Here is a 17,985-nt window from a genome sequence, read left to right on the forward strand (position 1 = left end):
CTGGGTCGTGATGAAAACACCACAATTCGGGCGCAGTTCCGCCCGGGCCAGATTTCGACTCTTGACAAACCTGTGAGAACCGGACGTGCGGATTGTTTTTCCATCACAATCCGCGTCCGAAAAAATTTGCGGCCCTGCGGCAGAGGGTAGCAATCGCAGCCCTGTCCTGCGACACTCGGGTCAAAACAAGACATCAGGCGACGGGCGGGGCAGATGGCGAACTGGTGGAGGATGGCGGCAGCGGCCACCGCGGCAGGCTGCATGCTGGCCGGGACGGCGGCCGGGCAAAGCGGCAGCGGCTCGGGGTCGTCGGCGTCCTCGCCCTTCTCGGGCCTGCTCTCGCGCGGCGACCCGGTGGCGAACTCGCCCGTGGACCTGCAATTCCGCGTATCCAACGGCGACGAAGCCCTTGAGCGGCGGTTGCGCAACACTTCGCGCATCACCGGCGCGCTGGCCGAGGGACGCTATACCGCCCAGGACGTGCTGGCGGCGGCGCGGGCGGATTACTCGCGGCTTCTGGGGCTGCTTTACGACGAGGGGTATTACGACTCGATCATCGAGATCCGGCTGGACGGGGTCGAGGCGGCGGGGATCGCGCCGCTGGATGCGCCCCGGATCGTGCGCCAGGTGGTCGTCACGGTCGATCCGGGCCGGGCCTTCCGGTATTCGCGCGCCGAGATCGCCCCGGTCGCGCCGGGAACGGAACTGCCCGCCGACTATCGCGTGGGCGAGATCGCACGCACCTCGGACATGCGCACGGCCGCGCGCCAGGGGGTGACCGGCTGGCGCGACCACGGCCACGCCAAGGCCGAGGTCGCGCAGACCGAAATCATCGCCGATCACGAGATCCACCGCGTCGAAAGCCGCATCGCCCTGTCCCCCGGCCCGCAGGTCCGCTTCGGCCAGCTGCGCGCCACCGGCAACCAGCGGCTCAGCACCCGCCGGCTTTACAAGATCGCGGGCTTTCCCGAGGGCGAGCGCTTCGATCCCGAGAAGCTGGAGGAGGTCCGCCGCCGCCTGCGCCGCACCGGGGTCTTTTCCTCGATCACGCTGGAAGAGGCCGGAACCCTGGGACCCGGCAACACGCTGGACGTCAACCTGACGGTGCTGGAACAGCGCCTGCGCCGGATCGGCGCGGGCTTCGAGATCAGCAGCACCGACGGGGCTCAGATCTCGGGCTACTGGATCCACCGCAACCTGCTGGGCGGGGCCGAGCGGCTGCGCGTGGATGCCGAGGCCAAGGACATCGGATCGGGCACCTCGGGACGCGACTACCGCCTGGGCGTGCGGATCGACCGCCCCGCGACGATCGCGCCCGACATCACCGCCTCGGTCGAGGCGCGGGCCGAGCGGCTGCGCGAGGAGGACTATGACCTCGACCTGGGCGTCCTCGGCTTCGGCCTGACCTGGCTGCCCAGCGAGCGGCTGACGGGTCAGACCACGCTGGAATACCGCCGCTCGCGCGTGCGGGACGACACGGGGATCACCGATTTCGAGATCCTGGCGCTGCCGACCTCGGTCACATGGGACCGCCGCGACGAGCCCACGGACGCCAGGCGCGGCTATTGGCTGACCGCGACCGCGACGCCTTTCACGGGGCTGAACGACGATGCAGGATCGGGCCTGCGCTTCGTCGGCGAGGGCCGGGCCTACCGGAGTTTCGGCGAGGACAACCGCTTCACCCTGGCGGGGCGGGCGCGGGCGGGCACGATCTGGGGGCCCGAAATCGAGGAAACCCCGCGCGACTACCTGTTCTATTCGGGCGGGGGCGGCTCGGTCCGCGGCCAGCCCTATGAGTCGCTGGGCGTGCGGGTGATCGAGGGGCCCGACGGCGTCACGGTCAAGACCGGCGGCATGAGCGTGGCGAACCTGACCGCCGAAGCGCGCTTCCAGGTGCGGGAACGGATCGGCGTCGTGGCCTTCGCCGACGCGGGCCGTGTCTGGGCCGACAGCTCGTTCGACGGCCAGACCGACTGGCACGCGGGCGCGGGCCTGGGCGTGCGCTACAACACCCCCATCGGCCCCCTGAGGCTGGACGTCGCGGGTCCCGTGGGCGGCGACACCGGCGAGGGGGTGCAGCTTTACCTTGGACTGGGGCAGGCCTTCTGATGAAAAAGCTTCTGGCCGCCTTGGCCCTCGTCTTCCTGCTGCCCGTCGCGCCGATCCCGGCGCAGGAGCCGCCGGCACCGCCCGCTTCCGCGGCCGCCCCAGAGGCGGAAGGCGGCATCGCCGCCAAGGCCGCCGAGATTTCCGCCGAGGTCGAGGACGATCAGGGCTTCATCACCCGTTTCCTTGAACGCAACCTGTCCAGCGCCGGGCGGCAGGTCGAGATCCGGGGCTTCCAGGGGGCGCTGTCCTCGCGGGCGACCTTCACCGAACTGACCATCGCCGACGCCCAGGGCGTCTGGATCACGCTGCGCAACGGCGCGATCCAGTGGAACCGCTCGGCCCTTTTTGCCCGGCGCATCGAGATCCAGGAACTGTCGGCCGAGGAGATCCTCCTGCCCCGCCTGCCGCAAGGCGAAGGGAACGCCCGCACCCCCGAGGTGCGCGAATTCGCCCTGCCCACCCTGCCTGTCGGCATCAGCATCGCCCGCATCGCGGCGGGCCGGGTCGAACTGGGCCAGCCGGTCATCGGCGAGGCGGCGGTGGTTTCGATCGACGGCGCGATGAACCTTGCGGGCGGCGAGGGCGCGGCCAAGCTGGCCATCAACCGCGTGGACGGCAAGCGCGGCACCTTCGCCGTGGATGCGGCCTATTCCAACGAAACCACCGTGCTGCGGCTGGACCTGCAACTGGACGAGGACGCGGGCGGGCTGTTCGCCAATCTCGTGGGCCTCAACGGCCGCCCCGCCGTGCGCGCCGAGATCCGGGGCGAGGGGCCGCTGCGCGACTTCATGGCCGAGGTCCGGCTGGCCACGAACGGGCAGGACCGCGTGACCGGCCGCGCCTCGGTCCGGGCGCAGCCCGGCGAGGACGGCACCCCCGGCACCGCCTTCCGGCTGGAACTGGGCGGCGACGTCGCAAGCCTCCTGCCGCCCGAGAACGCCCCCTTCTTCGGCCCCCAGTCGCAGGTGCTGGTCGAGGGCTGGCGCGGCGAGAACGGGAGGCTGTCGCTGCCCGTCCTGCTGATCGACACGGAATCGCTGAACCTCACCGGCTCGGTCACGACCAATGACACCGGCGCGCCCCAGTCGGTGGTGCTGCTGATGACCTTGGGCGAGGATGCGGGCGCGACCACCCTGCCCGCCCGCCTGCCCTTGCGGGGCGAGCCCATCGACGTGCAGTCGGGCAGCCTGCAGATCAGCTATGACGCCGCGCAAAGCGACGCCTGGACACTGAACGGCCGCCTGGGCGACGTGACACGGGGGGGCAACCGCATCGGCGCGCTGACGCTGGAAGGCGGCGGCTCGGTCCGGCTGGAGGGCGGAAGGCTTCAGGCCGTCCTGGGGCGCATCGGCTTCGGCACCCGGGGCCTCGCGCTGGCCGACGCCGGGTTGCAGGCCGCGCTGGGCGCCGAGATCACGGGCGAAACCGGCTTCGACTTCACCCCCGGAAACGCGCTGGAACTGGCGGGCTTCAGCCTGTCGGGGCGCGACTACGGCCTCAGCGGCGACATCCTGATCGACGGGCTGCGCTCGGGGATCACCGTTTCGGGCGAACTGGACGCGGCCTACGAGGACGTGTCGCACCTTTCCACCCTTGCCGGGCGGCCGCTGACGGGGCAGGCCTCGGGGCGCGTCAGCGGGCTTTACACCGTGCTGACGCGCGGCTTCGACGCCGAGGTCGAGCTGAACGGCACCGACATCACCCTGAACCAGGAACAGCTGGACCGCCTGCTGGCGGGCGAGGCCGCGATCACGGTCAGCGCGCGCCGCGACGAGGCGGGAATCGAGATCCGCGACCTGACGGTCGACGGGCAGCGGCTGACCGCGCAGGCGCAGGGGCTCATCAGCTCGACCGCGACCGACCTGCGCGCGACGATGCGGCTGGCCAGCCTGACCGACGCCGATCCCGCCATGGCCGGCGCGCTCGAGGCCGAGGCGACGGTGACGGGCGCCCCCGGCGCGCGGCGCGTCAACGTCTCGGGCACGGCGACGGACCTGGTGCTGGGGGTTGAACAGCTGGACCCCGTGCTTCAGGGCCGGACCGAGCTTCTGGCTGTTGCAGAGGAGCGCGAGGGCAGCTTCGTCATCGACAGCTTCCGCCTGTCGAACCCGCAGCTCGCGGCGGAAGGCAGCGGCAGCTTCGGCGAGGTTCTGGATGCCACCCTCGATCTGGACATTCCCAGCCTGACCGCCCTGCGCCCCGAGTTCTCGGGCGCCGTCCGGGCGACGGCACGCGTCAGCGGCCGCGAGGGCGCACGGCTGCTCGAGGTCAGCGGCACCGGCGAGGACCTGCGGCTGGGCCAGCAGGACGTGGACGGGGTGCTGGCGGGCGAAACGCGGCTGACGGTGCGCGGGACGCAGAAGGGCGAGGTCTTCACCATCGAGCAGGCGATCCTCGACAACCCCAGCGCGCGGGCCGACATCTCGGGCGTCATCGGGAACGGCAGCACCAACGTCAGCGGACAGGTGGACATGCGCGACCTGTCGGCCCTGGGCCTGGGCTGGCGCGGGTCCTTCGCGGCGACGGGCAGCTTTGCCGATGACGGCACCGGCACCCGGCGGCTGGTGGTGGACGGGACGGCGAACGACCTGTCGCTGGGACAGGCGCAGGCCGACGCCGCGCTGGCCGGGGCCACGCGCCTGACGCTGCGCGGCACGGAACGCGAGGGCGTTCTGACCATCGACGAGGCCGTCGTGGACAACCCCCGCCTGAACGCGACCGCGCAGGGCAGGCTGGGAGCGGGGCAGACCGATGTCACGGCGCAGTTGCGGGCCGACAGCCTCGCCTTCCTGGGGCGCGGCATCGGGGGCGGGCTGAACGCGACGGCCCGGCTGACCGACACGCCCCAGGGCCGCCGCGTCACCGCCGAGGGCAGCGCGAACGGGCTGCGGATCGGCAACGCACAGGTGGACCGGCTGCTTTCGGGCGCGACCCAGTTCGACGCCGCCGCCACCCTGCCCCGCCGGGGGCCCGTGGCCATCGAACGGCTGAACGCGCGGAACCCGCAGCTGCGGATCAGCGCGGATGGCTCGGCCACGGCGCTGAACGTGGATGCGGGGCTGGCGAACACGGGCCTGCTGGTGCCGGGCCTGACGGGGCCGGCGACCGTGACCGGCAGCGTCCGCCAGGCCGGAGGCAACTACGTCGTGGACCTTGACGCAACCGCGCCGGGCGGCACCCGTGCCACGGTTGCGGGCAGCCTCGCAGCGAACCTCTCGAACGCCGACATCCGCGTGTCCGGCGTCAGCGACGCGGCGCTGGTGAACCCGCTGCTGCGCACGCGCTCGATCGCGGGGGCGGTGGACTTCGACCTGGCGCTGAACGGGCGCCCCGCGCTCGAGAACCTGTCGGGCCGCGTCAGCCTGCCGAACGCGCGGCTTGCCGATCCCAACATCGGCCTGTCGGTCGAGAACCTGGCGGCCACGGCCGACATCGCGGGCGGAGTGATCACCGTCAACGCGACCGGGGCCATCGCGGACGGGGGCACCCTGACCGTCACCGGCCCCGTGGACCTGCGCAACGGCACGCGCCTGGACCTGCGCGCCACGCTGAACCGGGTCGTGCTGCGCGACCCCAACCTTTACGAGGCGGTGGCGGACGGCACGGTCTCGATCTCGGGCAACCCGGCCGACGGGCCGCTGGTCACGGGCGCGCTGACCCTGGGCCCGGTCGAGTTCCGCATTCCCAACACGGGCCTGGGCGGGCGCGCGATCCCCGACATCGTGCACCTGAACGACCGCCCGCCGGTGCGCGCCACGCGGGCCAAGGCGGGGCTGCTGCCCTTCCCCAGCGCCGACAGCCGCATCGCGGGCATGGTGGCGCCGCCCGCCACGCCGCCGGCCAACCCGGCCCGGCTGGACCTGACGATCAACGCGCCGAACCAGGTCTTCGTCCGGGGTCGCGGCGTGGACGCGGAACTGGGCGGCCAGATCCGCCTGACCGGCACCGCCCGCAACGTCATCCCCATCGGCCAGCTTCAGCTGATCCGCGGCCGGGTGGACCTGCTGGGCCGCCGCTTCGACATGACCGAAGGACTGATCGAGCTGCAGGGCAGCCTCGTGCCCGTCCTGCGGCTGGTGGCGGAAACCCAGCAGGACGAGATCACCACCCGCATCGTCATCGACGGCGACCTGCGCGATCCCGAGATCACCTTCCAGTCCGACCCCGAACTGCCCGAGGAGGAGGTGCTGTCGCAGCTGCTGTTCGGGCGTGGCCTGGAAACCATCTCGCCCTTGCAGGCGGCGCAGCTGGCCAATGCCGTGGCCGTGCTGGCCGGCCGGGGCGGCGAAGGGCTGGTCGGCAACCTGCGCGAGGCCGCGGGGCTGGACGACCTTGACCTGACGACGGACGAGGAAGGCAACGTCTCGGTCCGCGCCGGGCGCTACCTGTCGCGCAACCTTTACAGCGACGTCGAGGTCGATGCGGAAGGCAGATCACGGATCAACCTCAACCTGGACGTGAACAATGCGATCACCGCGCGCGGCTCGGTCGCCAGCGACGGCGAAAGCACCTTGGGGGTCTTCTACGAACGCGATTACTGACGCGGCGCCCCGGCCACGGTTCCGGGGCGTCAACCCTTGCCAAACATTCTGGAATCTTGCGGCAAGCAGGGGCATTCTCTAATGACTCGGGCAAACCGCCCCTTCGGATCGGGACACGCTTGGAACGTCGCTTCTTCATCGGCACGATGACTGCCGCGCTGGCTGGCGCCATGCTGCCGCCCCGCGCCGGGCTGGCGCAGGCCATCACGGCTCCGGCCCCCGCCGAGCCCGTCCTGTTCGGCTTCGAGGAAGTGGCCCGGATCGCCACCGACCTTGCCCGCGCGGCCTATGTCGAGCCGGCCTCGACGCTGGACCCGCCCTTCCGCGACCTGGGCTATGATGCTTATCGCGGGATCCGCTTCCGGCGCGAGGCCGACCCCTGGGCAGGCGTGCCGGGTTTCGGGCTGGACTTCCTGCCGCCGGGGATGCTGTTCACGCAGCCCGTGCGCATCAACCTGGTGGATGCGGGCGTCGTGCGGCCCTTCCCCTTCGACCCCTCGGTCTTCGACTATCACCCGAACTCGTTCCCGCCGGACGCGGGGCAAAGCCCGCCGGGCAACATGGGCTGGTCGGGCTTCCGCCTGCGGACCGTGCTGAACCGCCCGGGCTTCCTGGACGAACTGGCCGTCTTCCAGGGCGCCAGCTACTTCCGCGTCCTCGGCCGCGGCAGCCGCTATGGCCTGTCCGCCCGCGGCCTCGCCATCGGCACCGGCAGCCGCGAGGGCGAGGAGTTCCCCTTCTTCCGCGAGTTCTGGATCCACGCCCCCGACCCGACCAGCCAGACCGTGACGGTTCACGCGCTGCTGGACAGCCCCTCGATCGCGGGCGCCTTCGAATTCGTGCTGAAGCCCGGCGACGAGACGCTGGTGGCGACCCGCGTGGCGCTGGTCCCGCGCCGCGACCTTGCGGATGTGGGGCTGGCGCCGCTCACCTCGATGTTCTGGTTCGGGCCGGGCGACCGCGGCAGCTTCGACGACTATCGCCCCGCCGTCCATGACAGCGACGGGCTGCAGATGGTGACGGGCGGGGGCCTGCGGCTGTGGCGGGCGCTGAACAACCCGTCGACCCTGCAGATCTCGGCCTTCGCCGACCGCGACCCGCGCGGCTTCGGCCTGATGCAGCGCGGCCGCGACTTCGACACCTACCAGGACGCCGAAGCCCGCTATGAACTGCGCCCCTCGGCCTGGATCGAGCCCGCGCCGGGCTGGGGCGACGGGTCCGTGGTGCTGGTCGAGATCCCGGTCGAGTCCGAGTTCCACGACAACATCGTGTCCTTCTGGAAACCTGCCCAGCCGCTGGTCGCGGGCGTGCGCCACGATTTCGCCTATGAGCAGCGCTTCGGCATGGCGCCCGGCGATGGCTTTCCGGTCGCGCGGGTGCGCCAGACCCGCTCGGGGCGGTCGGTGAACGCGCAAGGGGCGCGCAGCTATTTCATCGATTTCGACCTGGACCTGTTCCAGGACCAGCCGGACCCGGCCGCCGTGGTCAGCGCGTCGGCCGGGAATGTCGAGTATCCCTATGTCGTGCGCCTGCCCGACGAGGGGCTGCTGCGACTCGCCTTCGAGTTCCGGCCCGAGCGCGCCGACCTGGCCGAGATCACCGCCCGGCTGGAAACCCCGGACGGCGGCCCGCTGAGCGAGACCTGGATGTTCCGCTGGACAAGAGAATGATCGGTTGGAACGGACCGATCCACCGCTGCTGACCGGCCCGGACAGCCCGGCCGGCACCCTTCCCCGCCGTGCGCCGCAGCGTCCGCCGGCCGATGCCGGCTGGCTGGGCCGCATCCCGCCGGTCCCGCCCGAGGTGCCGCTGTCCATGCCCGCGCAGGACTTCCGCGCGGCTCCTCCCCCCGGCCCTGCGCGCGAACCCGCCACGGCGCGGGTGCTGGCCGCGCGGCTGATCGCCTTCGGGGGCGCGGCCCTGATCACGGCCATCGGCTTCTGGCAGATGCTGATCGTCTTCAGCGACGGCATCCAGCCGCTGCAATGGGCGCTGCTGGTCTTCTTCACCCTCACCTTCGGCTGGGTCGGCTTCAGCTTCTGCTCGCTGATCGCGGGGCTGGTCGCCCGCCCGCCCGTGACGCCCGCCGATCCGGGGACTGCCCGCGTGGCCATCGTGATGCCGATCTATCACGAGGACCCGGCCGACAGCATGGGGATGCTGGGCGCCCTGGCCGACCAGCTGGCCGAGGCCGGGATGTCCGACCGGGCCGAGATCTTCATCCTGTCCGACAGCCGCGACCCCGACTTCTTCGCGACCGAGACGCTGGCCGTCGCCGCGCTGCGCGACACCTGCCCCCTGCCCGTCTGGTACCGCAGGCGGACCGACAACACGGGCCGCAAGGCGGGCAACATCGCGGAATTCGTGCGCCGGTGGGGCGGGCGCTACGACCAGATGGTGGTGCTGGACGCCGACAGCGTCGTCAGCGGCGACGTCGTGCGACAGATGAGCGCGCGGATGGGCGCCGATCCCGCGCTTGCCCTGATCCAGACCCTGCCGATGCTGGTGGGCGGCCAGACCCTGTTTGCCCGCGTGATCCAGTTCGCGGGCCGGGTCTATGGTCCGCCCATCGGACGCGGCGTCGCCGCGTGGTCGGGCGACAACGGCAACTTCTGGGGCCACAACGCGATGATCCGCGTGCGCGCCTTCGCCGAATGCTGCGGCCTGCCGGAACTTCCCGGCACGCCCCCCTGGGGGGGCACGATCCTGTCGCATGACTTCGTCGAGGCCGCGCTGCTGCGCCGGGCCGGCTGGAAGGTCCGGCTGGACTGGGACCTGCGCGCCAGCTACGAGGGTTCCCCGCCCACCCTGCTGGACATGGCCGTGCGCGAACGCCGCTGGGCGCAGGGGAACCTGCAGCACCTGCGCCTGATCGAGGCGCGCGGCTTCACCGCCGTCAGCCGGGTCCACTTCATGATCGGCGTGCTGGGCTTCCTGATGAGCCCGATCTGGCTGGCGATGATCCTCGTGGGCCTTGCCCTGACCGCCAACGTGATCCTGTCGCGGCCGGAGTATTTCCCCAACAGCTACCAGTTGTTCCCCGACTGGCCGACCTTCGACGCGGCCCGCATGACCTGGCTGTTCGTCGCCGCCATGACGCTGCTGCTGCTGCCCAAGTTCGTGGCGCTGGGACGCGCCTGGCGGCGGCCGCTGGCCTCGGACGTGGGCGGCCGGCCGCGCATCCTGCTGAGCGCGCTGTTCGAGATCGTGCTGTCGGCGCTGATCGCGCCCGTGCAGATGCTGATCCAGACCCGTCAGATCCTGGAAATCCTGCGCGGCCGCAACTCGGGCTGGGAAAGCCAGGTCCGCAAGGGCTCGATGCCGCCCTGGGGGCTGGTGCTGCGGCGCCACGCGATCCATGTGGTCTCGGGCGTCGGCACGCTGCTGGTGGTCACGATGCTGTCGCCCGGCCATGCGCTGTGGCTGTCACCGATCCTCGCGGGGCTGATCCTGGCGCCCGCGATCTCGCGCTGGACGGCCTCGCCCGTCTTCGGTCGCTGGGCGCGGATGGCGGGGCTGCTGGTCACGCCCGAAGAGCGTGTGCCTCCGGCGATCGTCGTTGCCAGCACGGCCCATGCCCGCCGGCTGCGGCATGTCGAGGGCTCCACCCTGGCGCTGGGCCGCGACGCGCAGGCGCGGGCGCGCCATGTCGCCCTGCTGCCGCCCCTCCCCGACCTGCCCGCGGCCGAGCGGCTGCCCGCCATCGCAGCCGAGGCCAAGATCGGCGCCGCCGCCTCGCAGGCGCAGGCGCTGGGCTTCCTCGACCGCGCCGAGCGCGCCGCCCTGCTATCGGACCCCCGCCTGCTGGACCGCTGGGCCGCGCTGCCACGATGAGCCGGATCGTCTCGCTGGACATGCTGCGCGGTTACGCGCTGGTCTGCATCATGCTCAATCACATGCCGCGCGGCGCGCTGCGGCAACTGACGCTGACCAACTTCGCCATCTATGACGCGGCCGAGCTGTTCGTGCTGCTGTCGGGCTTCCTCGTGGGCCTGGTCTGGATGAAGGTCGAGCGCGCGCAGGGCCGCCTGGCCGCGCAATGGCGCTTTGCCCGCCGCGCGGGCCAGGTCTGGCTGGCGCTCGTGCTGGGCGGCATCCTGCTGGCGCTGCTGTCGCGGGGCCTGCTGGAACTGGGCTTCGCCCACAGCGCGATCTGGAACGAATACGCGCGCTGGATCATCGACGTGCCGGTGGGCTATGTCGCCACGCTGGCGCTGATGTGGATGCAGCCGAACCTTCTGGACGTGCTGGCGCTTTACGTCATCCTGCTGGCGCTCGCGCCCGTGCTGGTGCCGCTGATGCTGCGCTGGCCGGTGGCCTTCTTCGCGGGCTCGGTAGCCCTGTGGCTGGTGTCGGTTCCCCTGAACGCCGCCCTGCCCAACCAGCGGGTCGAGGGCGGGCTGCTGTTCAACCCCTTCGGCTGGCAGCTTCTGTTCCACAGCGGCGTCGCGATGGGAGCCTTCCGGCACCGTTTCATGCCGGTGCTGCGCCGCCATGGCCACGAGATCACGCTGATCGCGGCGGCGGTGACGCTCTATTCGCTGGGCATGGTGACGCTGTGGCGGTTCGGCGGGGATGGCAAGCGGCTGGCCGACATCATGTGGCACGCGGTCGGGACGGTGGACAAATGGTCGCTGGACCTGGTGCGCTACGTGGCGATCATGGCGGCGAGCTGGCTGGTCGCCGTGCCGCTGGCGGGCCCCTTCGCCTGGATGGCCGCCACCGGGCCCGGGCAGGCGCTGGCGACCATCGGCAAGGGCGGGCTGGTGGCCTTTGTCGCCTGCGTGCTGCTGTCGGTCCTGGGCGACGCGATGATGGTCAGTCTGCCCGACACGGCCCTGGCGCGGCTGGGCGTGGACCTGTGGACGATCGCGGCCCTATGGCTGGCCGCCCATGTCTGGCTGACGATCAAGGCCCGCCGGGACGGGCGGCTCGCAACCGACTGAGATGTCTGGAAACTGGTGGAGCCGAGGGGAATCGAACCCCTGGCCTCATCATTGCGAACGATGCGCTCTACCAACTGAGCTACGGCCCCACAGGCGCGCTATTTGGCGGGTCGGCGGGTGGTTGTCAAGCGGCCTTTGTCAGCCCGCGGCAACCTGACCGCGCACCCAGTCGGCCAGTTGCCCGGCAGGCCGTGCCCCGGTCAGGCGCGCCCGCTCGCGCCCGTCCCGGAACAGGATGAAGGCGGGGATCCCCTGGATGTTGAAGCGCACGGTCGCGTCGGGATGGCCTTGCGTGTCGATCTTGGCTAGCCGGGCCGTGCCGTGCAGCATGGCCGCGGCCTTTTCGAATTCCGGTGCCATCATGCGGCAGGGACCGCACCAGGGCGCCCAGAAATCCACCAGCAGCGGCAGAGTGTCACGGCGCGCCGCCTTTTCCAGCAGTTGCAGATCCAGCGCGACGGGCTTTGCAGGCAGCAGCGCAGCACCGCAGGTGCCGCATTTCGCATTGTCCCCAAGCCGCCCCTCGGGCAGGCGATTTCCCTGTCCGCAACTCAGGCATGTCAGCGTGTGGCTGTCGGGCATCTCCGGTTCCTCCGTTCCCCGACAACGCCAGGAAGCGGGGAAAGATCACTCGCAGGCGACGCCATCCCCGTCACGGTCGAGCTTGGGACGATAACCCGGCTCGCCCCGGCGGATGGGGGCGGCCCCCGCCCGACGCGCCTGCGTGCAGTTGGCGAACCGGACAGGGGCGCCGCTGTCCAGCAGATAAATGGGCGCGGGCCGGTCGGCTGCTTGCGACGCGCCATGGCAATGATATCCGCCGCGCTTGCGGTCGTTGTGGCATCCCTCGGCGTTCAGCCCGCCGGGATGCGCCAGGGCAAGCCCCGGAACAAGCGCCAGGGCGCATCCGAGAATCACCGTCCTGACCATGTCCGCACTCCGTTAACCATTCGTTAAGAATGATTAACGGACCTGCGGCGACAAGGCTATTCCGCCGCTTGCGCGTAGGCCTCGACCGGCGGGCAGGTGCAGATCAGGTTGCGGTCGCCATAGGCGTTGTCCACCCGCCCGACCGGTGGCCAGTACTTGTCCACCCGGAAGGCGCCGGGCGGGAAGCAGCCCTGCTCACGCGAATAGGGGCGGTCCCAGTCGGCGACCAAGTCCTCGACCGTGTGGGGGGCATGGCGCAGGGGGCTTGCCTCGGCCGGGATGCGGCCTTCGGCCACCTCGGTGATCTCGTCCCGGATTGCCAGCATCGCGGTGATGAAGCGGTCGAGCTCGGCCTTTGTCTCGGATTCGGTCGGCTCGACCATCAGCGTGCCCGCCACGGGCCAGCTCATGGTCGGCGCATGGAAGCCGTTGTCGATAAGGCGCTTGGCGATGTCGTCCACGGTGACGCCATGTTCCGCGAAGACGCGGGTGTCCACGATGCATTCATGCGCGACGCGGCCCCGGTTGCCCATGAACAGGACGGGATAGGCCCCGGCCAGGCGGCTGGCGATGTAGTTCGCGTTCAGGATCGCCACGCGGGTGGCCTGCGTCAGCCCCGCGCCCCCCATCATGCGGATATAGGCCCAGGAGATCAGCAGGATCGAGGCCGACCCCCAGGGCGCGGCCGAGACCGCCCCCGCCCCCTCGCGCGGGTCGGCGGGCAGGAAGGGGGCAAGGTGCGCCTTGACGCCGATCGGACCCATGCCGGGGCCGCCGCCGCCATGCGGGATGGCAAAGGTCTTGTGCAGGTTCAGGTGGCTGACGTCGCCGCCGATCTCGCCGGGCTTCACCAGCCCCACCAGCGCGTTCATGTTGGCGCCGTCGATATAGACCTGGCCGCCATGCTCATGCGTGATGCGGCAAACGTCGCGCACGGTGTCCTCGAAGACGCCGTGCGTGGACGGATAGGTGATCATCACCGCCGCCAGCTTGTCGCCGGCCTTGGCCGCCTTGTCCGCGAAATCCTCCAGATCGATGTCGCCGTTCGGGGCCGATTTCACCACCACGACCTTCATCCCGCACATCTGGGCAGTCGCGGGGTTGGTGCCATGGGCGCTGGTCGGGATCAGGCAGATGTCGCGGTCCTCGCCGCGGGCCTTATGATAGGCGGCGATGGTCAGCAGCCCCGCATATTCCCCCTGCGCGCCCGAGTTCGGCTGCAGCGAGAAGGCGTCATAGCCCGTGATGGTGCAGAGCTTCTCGGTCAGGTCCCTGAAGACGCGGTGATAGCCCGCCGCCTGCGCCTCGGGCGCAAAGGGGTGCAGCATGGCGAACTCGGGCCAGGTCAGCGGCATCATCTCGGCCGCCGCGTTCAGCTTCATGGTGCAGGACCCCAGCGGGATCATCGCCCGGTCCAGCGCGAGGTCGCGGTCCGACAGGCGGCGCATGTAGCGCATCATCTCGGATTCGGCCCGGTTCATGTGGAAGACCGGATGGGTCAGGTAGTCGCTTTCCCGCAGCAGGTCATCGGGGATGGCGGGCACGGTCGCCGTTTCGGCCGGATCGGTGATCCCGAAGGCGTCCAGCACCCGCGCGATCACGCCCGCGTCGGTCGTCTCGTCCACGCTGATGCCCACGCGGTCGCGGCCCACCTTGCGCAGGTTGATCCCGCGCTGCTCGGCGGCGGCGAGGATGCCCGCCTGCCCCACGCCCACGCGGACCGTGAAGGTGTCGAAGAAGGCCTCCGTCTCGACCTCGGCCCCGGCCGCGCGCAGGGCATCGGCCAGCGTCACCGCGTTCAGATGCACCCGCTGGGCGATCGCGCGCAGGCCCACCGGCCCGTGGAAGACGGCATAGAACGAGGCCATGACCGCCAGCAGCGCCTGCGCCGTGCAGACGTTGCTGGTCGCCTTCTCGCGGCGGATATGCTGTTCGCGCGTTTGCAGCGCCAGGCGATAGGCGGGGCGGCCCGCCGCGTCGATGCTGACGCCCACGATGCGGCCGGGCATGGCGCGCTTCATCTCGTCGCGACAGGACATGAAGGCGGCGTGCGGGCCGCCATATCCCATCGGCACGCCGAAGCGCTGGGCCGAGCCCACGCAGATGTCGGCCCCCATGGCGCCCGGCTCCTTCAGCAGGCACAGCGCCAGAAGGTCGGTCGCGACAATGGCGACCGCGCCCGCCTTGTGCAGCGCCTCGCAGTCGGCGGTCAGGTCGCGGATGTGCCCGAAGGTGCCGGGATACTGGAAGATCGCGCCGAAGACCTGGGCGGGATCGCAGTTCTCGGGCTTGCTGCGGATGATCTCGATCCCCAGCGGCTCGGCCCGCGTCTCGATCACGCTGATCGTCTGCGGGTGCAGGTTCTCGCTGACGAAGAAGGCGCGGGCCTTCGACTTCGCCACGCGCTGCGCCATGGCCATCGCCTCGGCGGCCGCCGTCGCCTCGTCCAGCAGCGAGGCGTTGGCGACCGGCAGCCCGGTCAGGTCGGCCACCATGGTCTGATAGTTCAGCAGCGCCTCGAGCCGGCCCTGTGCGATCTCGGGCTGGTAGGGGGTATAGGCCGTGTACCAGGCGGGGTTCTCGAAGATGTTGCGCTGGATCGCGGGCGGCGTGACGGTGCCGTAATAGCCCTGCCCGATCAGGCTGGTCATGACCCGGTTCTGGCCCGCGACCTCGCGCATCAGCGACAGCATCTCGCGCTCGGACAGGGCCGGCCAGTCCAGCGTCGCGTCCTGGCGGATCGACACCGGCACCGTCTGCTCGATCAGCTGGTCAAGGCTGCCCACGCCCACGGCCTTCAGCATCTCCTCCATCTCGGAGGGCGAGGGCCCGATGTGGCGGCGGTTGGCGAAATCGTCGGGGTTGTAGGAGGTCGGGTTCCAGCGGGTCATGGGATCGCTCATGTGCAAATGGCCACACCGGGCCGGATTACCTGCATCGGCAGCGCGGCCGTCCGCCGCCCGCGCCTTGTTCTTCTTCGGTCAACCGTCCCGGGCTTCGAAGCACCCGGAAAGCAGTCCGGGGACTGCTTTCAGTGCCGACGGGGCCGCCGGGCCCGGGCAGGGCAGAGCCCCGGCCCGGCGGCGCAATCTCAGCCGGTCAGCGCCTGATAGGCGGCCTCGTCCATGAAGCTGTCCAGCGACACACCGTCGGCGGGCCTGATGCGGAAGAACCAGGCTGCCATCGCGTCCGCGTTCACGTCCCCCGGCGCGTCCGCCAGCGCATCGTTGACGGCCGTGATGGTGCCCGCGACGGGCGCCACGATGTCCGAGGCGGCCTTGACCGACTCGATCACCACGATCTCCTCGCCCTGCGCCACCTCGCGGCCCACCTCGGGCAACTCGATGAACACGACATCGCCCAGTTGCTCGCTGGCGTGGGCGGTGATGCCGACGACGATCTCGTCGCCCTCGGCGCGCAGCCATTCGTGGTCGGGGGTGTATTTCAGCATGGCCGTCCTTCAGCGCTTGTAGGTGGGTTTGACGAAAGGCATGGGCGCGACGGCGGCCGGCAGGCGCTTGCCGCGCAACTCGGCATAGACCGTGGCGCCCTCGGGGATATCGGCGGGCAGGACGGCCATGGCGACCGGCGCGCCGATCGAGGGACCGAAGCCGCCCGAGGTCACGCGGCCGATCGGCTCGCCGCCCTCGGCCCCGGCAAAGACCGGCGTGCCCTCGCGGATCGGGGCGCGGCCCTCGGGGCGCAGCCCGCGGCGGGTGCGTTCGGCGTGGCCCAGTTCCGGCAGGATGACCCCGGCGCCGGGAAAGCCGCCCTCGCGCGCGCCGCCCGCGCGGCGGACCTTGGGAATCGACCAGCCGAGGCCCGCCTGCGCGGGCGTCACCCCGGCGTCCATGTCATGGCCGTAAAGCGGCAGCCCGGCCTCCAGCCGCAGCGAGTCGCGTGCGCCGAGGCCGATGGGTGCCACGCCCTCCTGCGCCAGAAGGGCGCGGGCGAAATCGACGGCCCGGCTTTCGTGGATGCTGATCTCGAAACCGTCCTCGCCGGTATAGCCGGACCGGCTGACCCACAGCGTGCCGCCGTCCCAGGCCAGGTCGGCCGCGTCCATGAAGCGCAGGTCGGCCGCCGCCGGCACCAGCGCGGCCAGAGCGGCCTCGGCGCCCGGCCCCTGCAGGGCCAGCAGGGCGCGGTCGGTCACGACCTCGGGCGTCAGCCCGGCTTCGGTCATGTGGGCGATGTCCTGTTCCGCGCAGGCCGCGTTGACGACCAGCAGCAGGTGGTCGCCCTTGGCCGCGACCATCAGGTCGTCGAGGATGCCGCCCTTGTCATTCGTGAACAGGCCGTAGCGCTGGCGCCCCCGGGCAAGCCCCATGATGTCGGCGGGCACGAGCCGTTCCAGCGCCTGCGCCGCATCCTCGCCGCGCAGGATCACCTGCCCCATATGGCTGACATCGAACAGGCCGGCGGCCTTGCGGGTATGCAGATGCTCGCCCAGCACGCCCATGGGATACTGGACCGGCATCTCCCATCCGGCGAAGGGCACCATCCGTGCGCCGAGTTCGATATGCAGGTCGTAAAGCGGCGTGCGGCGCAGTTCGGTCATGGCATCTCCCCTGGCGGCCAGCGGCCGCGTGTCGATGCCCCCTCTGTCCCTGCCCGCGACCGGGCGCCTGAGATCGTTATCCTTCGGCGGGCTGCCCCGAAGGGAAAGCCACTCTTCAGAGTTCTATGCGGACGCGGTCTTTCTGCCTGAGAGTTTACCGGGGCGGTTGCTCCTTCGGCCCTGGCCTGCGCCAGCGTCTCCCGTCATCCACGACTTTGGTAGCAGCGGACCCCGCGTCCTGGCAAGGGTCTTCGCGAAAGGGCCGGGCGAACCGCCCGGCCCCCTGTCCGTCAGGGATAGATCACGACCGGCACGCCGGGGCGCACCATGGCAAAGATCTCCTCGATCTCCTGGTCGTTGACGGCGATGCAGCCGGCGGTCCAGTCGCGCGACTTCTGCTGGTTGCCGTAAGGGCCGCGGCCGTGGATCATGATGTCGCCGCCGGGCTGCTGACCCAGCATCATCGCCCGCGCCTTGTCCGTCGGATCGGGATACGAGATCCCCAGCGACAGGTGATACTGGCTGTTCGGGTTCTGCCGGTCGATGAAATAGATCCCCTCGGGGGTGCGGCCGTCGCCTTCGTACATCTTGTGGCCGATGGGCTGGAACCCCAGGCCGATGTCATAGGCCTTCAGCACGGTGCTGCCGCTCAGCAGGAACATCTGCCGGTCGCCCTTCTCGACCACGATCTGGGTCACGGGCGGGCCGTTGTAGCTGCGGAACTTGCTGTGCGGCTGGCTGCCGCCGCAGGCTGCCAGCAAGACAAGCGCGGTCAGCGCAAGAAGATTGCGGATGGTCGAGATCATCACTGCCCCAGAATCGCTTATTTGCGTCTTATTGATCGAGCGTTACCACAACCGGCGGTTTTCCGCCAACTGCGTGTCCCGACAATCATAGA

General features: G+C 70.6%; 11 protein-coding genes, 1 tRNA gene and 1 riboswitch. Of the genes, 5 read left to right on the forward strand and 7 right to left on the reverse strand.

The genetic code is table 11. The features are described from left to right. Positions 1–213 precede the first annotated feature (213 nt). The 5 genes from CK240_RS06930 to opgC all read left to right on the forward strand — a co-directional run bounded on the left by CK240_RS06930 (position 214) and on the right by opgC (position 11,596). On the forward strand, positions 214–2,109 hold the full coding sequence (locus CK240_RS06930; protein ID WP_240517323.1) for an autotransporter assembly complex protein TamA: 1,896 nt from the start codon (positions 214–216) through the stop codon (positions 2,107–2,109). Then, positions 2,109–6,650 carry a translocation/assembly module TamB domain-containing protein gene (locus CK240_RS06935; RefSeq protein WP_095639614.1) on the forward strand — a complete coding sequence of 1,514 codons (4,542 nt, stop codon included), beginning with the start codon at positions 2,109–2,111 and terminating at the stop codon, positions 6,648–6,650. The genes CK240_RS06930 and CK240_RS06935 overlap by 1 nt, the downstream gene beginning before the upstream one ends. Positions 6,651–6,769: 119 nt before the next feature. Further along, positions 6,770–8,320: an OpgD/OpgG family glucan biosynthesis protein gene (locus CK240_RS06940; protein WP_240517324.1), complete on the forward strand. Its 1,551-nt coding sequence runs from the start codon at positions 6,770–6,772 to the stop codon at positions 8,318–8,320. A 4-nt stretch (positions 8,321–8,324) separates the two neighbouring features. After that, the gene (mdoH, locus tag CK240_RS06945; protein ID WP_240517325.1) at positions 8,325–10,484 is read left to right on the forward strand and encodes a glucans biosynthesis glucosyltransferase MdoH; all 2,160 of its coding nucleotides are present in this window, start codon (positions 8,325–8,327) and stop codon (positions 10,482–10,484) included. Continuing rightward, positions 10,481–11,596: an OpgC domain-containing protein gene (gene opgC / locus CK240_RS06950; RefSeq protein ID WP_095639615.1), complete on the forward strand. Its 1,116-nt coding sequence runs from the start codon at positions 10,481–10,483 to the stop codon at positions 11,594–11,596. Before mdoH ends, opgC begins: the two co-directional genes overlap by 4 nt. 13 nt (positions 11,597–11,609) lie before the next feature. On the opposite strand, the gene CK240_RS06955 is transcribed toward opgC, so the two are convergent. The 7 genes from CK240_RS06955 to CK240_RS06985 form a co-directional block, all read right to left on the reverse strand. Further along, a tRNA-Ala gene (locus tag CK240_RS06955) sits at positions 11,610–11,685 on the reverse strand. Positions 11,686–11,734: 49 nt separating this feature from the next. After that, the gene (locus CK240_RS06960; protein WP_095639616.1) at positions 11,735–12,178 is read right to left on the reverse strand and encodes a thioredoxin family protein; all 444 of its coding nucleotides are present in this window, start codon (positions 12,176–12,178) and stop codon (positions 11,735–11,737) included. A 45-nt stretch (positions 12,179–12,223) separates the two neighbouring features. Then, the gene (locus CK240_RS06965; protein WP_095639617.1) at positions 12,224–12,526 is read right to left on the reverse strand and encodes an excalibur calcium-binding domain-containing protein; all 303 of its coding nucleotides are present in this window, start codon (positions 12,524–12,526) and stop codon (positions 12,224–12,226) included. A gap of 56 nt (positions 12,527–12,582) precedes the next feature. Then, positions 12,583–15,417: an aminomethyl-transferring glycine dehydrogenase gene (gcvP, locus tag CK240_RS06970; protein ID WP_095639618.1), complete on the reverse strand. Its 2,835-nt coding sequence runs from the start codon at positions 15,415–15,417 to the stop codon at positions 12,583–12,585. 200 nt (positions 15,418–15,617) lie between these two features. Continuing rightward, positions 15,618–15,974: a glycine cleavage system protein GcvH gene (gene gcvH, locus CK240_RS06975; protein ID WP_205957782.1), complete on the reverse strand. Its 357-nt coding sequence runs from the start codon at positions 15,972–15,974 to the stop codon at positions 15,618–15,620. Positions 15,975–15,986: 12 nt separating this feature from the next. Then, positions 15,987–17,087 (reverse strand): glycine cleavage system aminomethyltransferase GcvT, encoded by a 1,101-nt coding sequence (gene gcvT, locus CK240_RS06980; RefSeq protein ID WP_095639620.1) that lies wholly within the window; start codon positions 17,085–17,087, stop codon positions 15,987–15,989. 124 nt (positions 17,088–17,211) lie between these two features. Beyond that, positions 17,212–17,300: riboswitch (glycine riboswitch) on the reverse strand. Positions 17,301–17,377: 77 nt separating this feature from the next. Next, a complete protein-coding gene (locus tag CK240_RS06985; RefSeq protein ID WP_095639621.1) occupies positions 17,378–17,893 on the reverse strand; it encodes a L,D-transpeptidase family protein in 516 nt (171 codons plus the stop codon). Between the last annotated feature and the right edge of the window lie 92 nt (positions 17,894–17,985).

Origin of the sequence: Paracoccus salipaludis (assembly GCF_002287065.1) — a bacterium.
Lineage (GTDB): Bacteria > Pseudomonadota > Alphaproteobacteria > Rhodobacterales > Rhodobacteraceae > Paracoccus > Paracoccus salipaludis.

Excerpts from the sequence above, each read along its gene's own strand:
- gcvT (WP_095639620.1), bottom strand. The coding sequence starts at position 17,087 with ATGACCGAACTGCGCCGCACGCCGCTTTACGACCTGCATATCGAACTC.
- CK240_RS06930 (WP_240517323.1), top strand. The coding sequence starts at position 214 with ATGGCGAACTGGTGGAGGATGGCGGCAGCGGCCACCGCGGCAGGCTGC.
- CK240_RS06960 (WP_095639616.1), bottom strand. The coding sequence starts at position 12,178 with ATGCCCGACAGCCACACGCTGACATGCCTGAGTTGCGGACAGGGAAAT.
- CK240_RS06965 (WP_095639617.1), bottom strand. The coding sequence starts at position 12,526 with ATGGTCAGGACGGTGATTCTCGGATGCGCCCTGGCGCTTGTTCCGGGG.
- opgC (WP_095639615.1), top strand. The coding sequence starts at position 10,481 with ATGAGCCGGATCGTCTCGCTGGACATGCTGCGCGGTTACGCGCTGGTC.
- CK240_RS06935 (WP_095639614.1), top strand. The coding sequence starts at position 2,109 with ATGAAAAAGCTTCTGGCCGCCTTGGCCCTCGTCTTCCTGCTGCCCGTC.
- CK240_RS06985 (WP_095639621.1), bottom strand. The coding sequence starts at position 17,893 with ATGATCTCGACCATCCGCAATCTTCTTGCGCTGACCGCGCTTGTCTTG.
- gcvP (WP_095639618.1), bottom strand. The coding sequence starts at position 15,417 with ATGACCCGCTGGAACCCGACCTCCTACAACCCCGACGATTTCGCCAAC.